The organism is Nocardioides caeni (assembly GCF_004912195.1).
Classification (GTDB): domain Bacteria; phylum Actinomycetota; class Actinomycetes; order Propionibacteriales; family Nocardioidaceae; genus Nocardioides; species Nocardioides caeni.
The window spans coordinates 92,466-98,532 of sequence record NZ_STGW01000014.1 but is presented as its reverse complement, the minus strand read 5'-3'; the positions used below and the strand labels follow the sequence as shown (position 1 = coordinate 98,532).

Here is a 6,067-nt window from a genome sequence, read left to right as displayed (position 1 = left end):
CTCGGGCTCGGGCTCGGGCTCGGGCTCGGGCTCGGGCTCGGCGGCAGCCTCCGGCTCCGGCTCCGGCTCCGGCTCCGGCTCGGCAGCAGCCGCGGGCTCGGGCTCCGGCTCCGGCTCAGCAGCAGCCTCGGGCTCAGTCACCTCGGGCTCCGGGGTGGGCTCAGCCGGGGCAACAGCAGCCGGGGCTGCGGCGACCGCGCCCTCCGGGGCGGCCAGGTCGAACAGCGAGTCGAGGGTGTTGAGGTCCACGTCGGTCGCGGGCTGGCTGGCTGCGCCACTCGAGGCCGGGGCCGTGGGTGCCGCGTTGTTGCGGTCCGCACCGGGGTCTCGTGACGCCCGCTCCTCCGTCGCGGCGTCCTCGGCCACCGGAGCCGGCTCGGGCTCGGCGGCCGGGGCGGACTCGGCCTCCGGCGCCTCCTCGGCCGGGGCGAGGTCGAACAGCGACCCGCCCGCACCGAGGTCGACCGTCGGCTTGTCCTCGGCCGGCTTGGTCTCGGCCGGCTTCTCTGCGGCGGCCGCGGGCTCGGCCGGCTCCTTCGCTGCGGGCTGTGCCGCGGACTTCTCCGCGGCAGGCGCCGGAGCGGAGTCGAACAGCGACCCGCCCTCATCGAAGAGCGACCCACCCTCGGCAGGCTTCTCGGCCGCGGGGGCAGGCGCCTCCTCCTTCGCGGCCGGCTCGTCGAACATCGAGCCGGCGTCGTCGCACAGCGAGCCACCGGAGGCAGCCGGCTTCTCCGCGGGCTTCTCGGTCGCCTCGTCGGCGGGCTTCCCGGCCGGTGCGTCCCCGAACATCGACGACGGGTCGTCGAACATCGAGGAGCCGCCCGAGGCCTTGGCCCCGGGGCCGACGTCCTCGGTCGCGACGACCGTGTCGTCGGTGATGGTGACGTCGCCGGCCTCGGGCTTGGCGTCGGTCGCTGCGCTCCCCGCCTGCTTCGCATCTGCCTTGGTCGCGACGTCCTGCTTCGCCTCGGCAGCCTTCGCCTCGGCGGCCTTCGCCTCCTCCGCAGCCTTGGCGGCCTTGGCCTTGGCGGCCTTCGCCTCCGCGTCGGCGGCCTTGGCGGCCTTGAGGTCGGCCAGCGGCGTACCCTCGCCCGGCGCGAGCTTGGTGGCCTGCTCGCCCTTCACGGACGCGAGGAGCATCTGCGCGACGTCGAGGACCTCGACCTCCTCGCGGGCGTCGGCGTCGGCCTGCAGCTTGGTCAGGCCGTCGGACAGCATCACGCGACAGAACGGGCAGCCGACGGCGATCTGGTCGGCACCGGTGCCGACCGCCTCGGTCGTCCGGTTGACGTTGATCCGCTCGCCGATCGTCTCCTCCATCCACATGCGGGCACCACCGGCGCCACAGCAGAAGGACTTCTCGGAGTTGCGCTCCATCTCGGCGAGCTCGGCGCCCGGGAGGATCTGGAGCAGGTCGCGCGGCGGCGTGTAGACCTGATTGTGACGGCCCAGGAAGCACGGGTCGTGGTAGGTGATCTTGCGGTTGTGAGCACCGGCGCCGTCGGCGACCGGGGTCAGCTTGCCCTCGCGCACGAGCCGGTTGAGGAGCTGCGTGTGGTGGATGACCTCGAGCTCGATGCCCAGCTCGCGGTACTCGTTCTTGAGAGTGTTCATGCAGTGCGGGCAGGTCGAGACGACCTGCTTCGCCTTGGCCTCGGTGAGGACCTCGATGTTCTGCTGGGCGAGGCCCTGGAAGACGAACTCGTTGCCGGCCCGGCGGGCGGAGTCACCGGTGCAGGTCTCGCCGTTGCCGAGGACACCGAAGGAGACGCCGGCGATGTCCAGCAACTCCGCGACGGCCCGGGTGGTCTTCTTGGCGCGGTCCTCGTAGGCGCCGGCGCAGCCGACCCAGAAGAGCCAGTCGACGGACTCGAGGTCCTCGATCTGGTCACCGACGACCTTGACCTCGAAGTCGAGGTCCTTCGCCCAGTCGAGGCGAGCCGTGGGCGACATGTTCCACGGGTTGCCCTTGTTCTCCAGCCCCTTGAAGAGACCGTTGAGCTCGGAGGGGAAGTTCGACTCCACGAGGACCTGGTAGCGCCGCATGTCGACGAAGTGGTCGACGTGCTCGATGTCGACCGGGCACTGCTGGACGCACGCACCGCAGTTGGTGCAGGCCCACAGGGCGTCCTCGTCGACGACGAAGTCGCCGCCCTCGGGGTTGTAGAAGTAGTCGAGGACGCCGTCGGCCTGGTCGTGCTCCGTCTTGCCGACCAGGGCGCGCTGCTCGGCGCCGCCGGCGACGGCGTACGCCTCCTCGCGCATCGCCATCATCATCAGCTTCGGGGAGAGCGGCTTCTCGGTGTTCCACGCCGGGCACTGCGACTGGCATCGGCCGCACTCGGTGCACGTGGTGAAGTCGAGGATGTCCTTCCAGGAGAAGTCCCAGATGGACCCGACACCGAGGACGTCGTCCTCGTCGAGATCGTCGACGTCGTCGAGCGTGATCGGCTTGCCGCCCGAGGTCAGCGGCTTGACGGCGCCGAGCGCCGTGCCGCCCGTCTCCTCGCGCTTGAACCAGATGTTGAACCACGCGGTGAACCGGTGCCATGCGACACCCATCGTGAGGTTCGTCGAGATCACGATCAGCCAGATCATCGCGGAGGTGATCTTGAACATCGCGATGAAGAAGATGATGTTCTTCAGTGCGTCGACGTCGTCCTTGGGATAGAGCTCACCGACGTACTGCGAGATCGGGAAGTGCGCTCCGGTCGCGTGGTGGTCGCCCTCGGCGTGCAGCAGGTTGTGCTCGGCACCGCGGATGAAGAGGATCGCCGAGCTCTCGAGCAGCACCATCGCCTCGACGAAGAACGCCTGCCACTGCGTCGATCCGAAGAACCGGCTCCGGCGGCCGAGCTTCTTCGGCTGGTGGCTGAGCCGGTACCAGATCAGCGGGATGATCGCGAGCGTGCCGAGGAGTCCCAGGATCTCGGCGGACCACTCGTAGACGACCCACTCGCCGATGATCGGGATGACGAAGTGCGGGTCGAACAGCTGGGGGAACGCCGCGGCGACCGCGGTCGAGAGGAAGAGGAACGCGGCGAACGCGAACCAGTGCAGCGCGCCGACCCAGGTCCACTGCAGCATGCGGGTGTGGAGGAAGGTCTCCTTCAGCATGGTGACGGTGCGGCCGACCGGGTTGCCGGTGCGGCCCGGGGCCGGCTGGCCCTTGCGGATGACGCCGAGCATCGCGACGACCGCGCGTCCGGTGAGGGCGATGGCCACCACCGAGATGGTCAGCGAAACGACGATCGCAACGGTCTGCATCAGCGATTCTCCACTCGTCTGCAGGATCAGGGGACGCACGGGGCGCGGGGCGAGCCTATGACCAACCGTGGCGACGACGAACCCAAGGCAAGCCTTACCCGGACCGCCGTGTCACCGCGCTCGGGAGCGCACCGACTGAATCCTACCCGTTGGTAACTTGCGCGTGCCGTGACGAAGGCCTCACGAGAACCGCAGGCTGGTGACCCGCCCTGCCGCGGAGAGCGTGGCGGTGACCTTCACCTTCGGCCTCACCGCGCCCTTTGCGCAGAACGTGAAGGTGCGTCCGAGTCGTTGATAGGGCTGTCCGACGGCCTGCATGACCGCCCGGCCGGTCATGCCCTCACGCACCAGCGCCCGGACCCGGCCGACGCCGAGGCGCAGCCGCGGGTTGCGGCACGAGTCGGCCGCGATCCCGTCGGCCCGCTCCCACATCTGCAGGTAGGCCTCGGCACCCCGGGCCATGTCGTCGACGATCTTCGCGCCGTCGCCCCGGTGCTGGGACTCCGCGATCAGCCGCAGGTCCTCGACCCAGTCGGGGTAGAGACCGTATTGCGCGACGCCGTCGACGTTGATGTCCCAGGTGCGCTGCCCGGCCTTCTGCTTACCGATCCGCACGCCACCGAGTCCGGTGAAGGGATAGCGGACCGGGTTGGGGACGTCGGAGCCGCGCGGGTTGCCCTGGGCTCCGAGACCGTTGATGTCGGCGCCGAACCCGAAGCCGAAGTAGAAGCGCGGATCCGCCCAGCCGAGGTGGCGGCGCCACTTCTCGACGAAGCCGGTCGAGTCCCCGGCGTACGGCGTGATGAACCCGCCGGCCTCGTAGATCCGCGGGTAGGTGTCGGGCGTCGACCACGAGTGGCTGGAGATGACGCCCGGGTAGCCGAGGTCGTCGATGACGTCCATGGACGCCGCCCGCGCCTTCACCGAGAGGTGGTCGGGGTCGAAGATCATGTTGCGCTGCGCGAGGCCCTCGATCGTGTGCACACCGAGCTCGGTCAGCCCGCGCTTGTTGCAGTGGGCCGGCTGCGGATAGAGCGGCAGCGCGGGCAGGAGGCCGAGGATCTGGCCGATCGCGCCGAACAGCGCGTCCTGCTGGCCGGCCGTGATGTCGGGCAGCGTGACCTGCGGGTTGTCGGCCGACTCGCCGTCCGCCGGCTCACAGTGCTCCATGCGCCAGAACGATCCCGTCTCGAGGAAGTTGGCCGCATTGATCACCACGCCGACCTCGCCGGCGTCACCGGCGACGCCCGCCAGCGCGTTGTCGAACTTGTTGACGAGCTCCATCTGGCGCACGCCGAGCGCGTGCATCTCGTCCAGGTTGGCGTCGATCTCGGCCTCGTTGCACGCCGGTAGGTCCTGGCCGAGCACCGACTTGTAGGTGCAGCCGAACGGGATGGAGGTCTCGATCCCCATCACGACCGCCATCTTGCCGCTGTTGATGACCCGGCGGGCCTCGTAGGGCGAGGTGACGATCCGGTAGAAGCCCTTGCCCGGCCCACCGAACTGAGCGTCGATGTAGTCCTGCATCACCCGCATGTCCTTGGCCTGCAGGCGGATGGAGGTCATGTCGTCGCACGAGTTGCGCTTGAGCGGATAGACCTCGCAGAGCTTGTTGTTCTCCACGAGCAGGTTGACGAACAGCCGCTGCCCTCCACGCCAGGCCCGCTCGAGCCAGCGCCAGTAAGTGCCCTCGTGGGTCAGCGACTCCGGCGCCGGCCAGTCCTTGAAGGTGGGCCAGCCAACCGGATCGTGCGCGGCCTCGCCCGACAGCACGGCCTCGAGGAGCGCGCCCCTGCCGCCGGTGAGGGTGTGGTCGACGCAGTCCTGCAGGGCGTGCGGAGCGCCGTACTCGTGCCAGGGACGACCGCAGTGCACGCTGCCGCCGAGGAACTCGAAGGCCATGCCGTGGGTGTGGGCGTCGACGAAGCCGCGCACCTCCTGGAAGCTGCTGATGCCGGCGAACGGGTCGCCGGCGACGTTCACCTGCGCCTCGGGGTACGACGGACAGCCGGTCGCCGTGCGCAGCGCGAAGGTCGTGCCCGACCCCTTGACCAGCTGGCCGCCGACGACGGTGAGCACCTTGCCGGCGCCCACGTCGAACCGGAAGCCGTTGCCGGAGCGGGTGACGGTCCAGTCGGCGGCCGCGCTGGGCTTGGCGACGGTGGCGACGGTGTTGCCGGACATGGCGAGCTCGCCCTGGGGGGTGTGCAGCAGGTAACCACCGAGCCGCGTGGCCTTGAAGTAGTAGGGCCCGAAGGTCCGGCCGGAGGCCCGCAGCGTGTAGCAACCGCCGGCCATGGCGTAGCGGTTGGCAGGGACGGTGGTGCGGGTGGGATAGGCCGCGACCTTCCTCAACGTCGGGTCGGGCAGGGCTCGCTGGCGGTCGACCGCCGCCTCGGCAGCCGCGCGGTCGACCGCGGTGGTCGGGTCGATCGCGGTCTCGTCGACGCTCAGCCCGCGCGAGACGTCGTTCTTGGTGGCCGGATCGTTGTGGCTGTGCGGCGCAAGGAGCGCGTCGTCGTGGGGCACGCCGCGCTCGGACTTGAGCTGCTCGTTGGCCGCGGCGAGCGTCAGCTGGCCGCCACCGGAGCCGGGCAGCAGGACAGCGGTGGCGACCACGACTGTCGCCACCAGAAGCGACAGGACCACCCGTCGACGATCGTCAGGTCGTTCGTCCGTCCCAGGCATGGCCGCTCCTCCGCTCTCCGGGCGCCGGCGCCCTGCAGGTGACGCCGGTCACCCTTCAACGAGCGAGCATGCCGAACGTGATGGGAAAAGTGAACCCCTGTCACGTTTG

The 6,067-nt window shown here is 70.0% G+C and carries 2 protein-coding genes; both read right to left on the bottom strand.

Annotated features, from left to right (window positions below):
* A partial coding sequence (locus E9934_RS16580) for a (Fe-S)-binding protein (protein ID WP_136564024.1) occupies positions 1-3,270 on the bottom strand: 3,270 nt, incomplete at its 3' end.
* A 180-nt stretch (positions 3,271-3,450) separates the two neighbouring features.
* Positions 3,451-5,919, bottom strand: coding sequence for an amidohydrolase family protein (locus tag E9934_RS16575; RefSeq protein WP_136564011.1), 2,469 nt, complete (start codon positions 5,917-5,919; stop codon positions 3,451-3,453).
* Between the last annotated feature and the right edge of the window lie 148 nt (positions 5,920-6,067).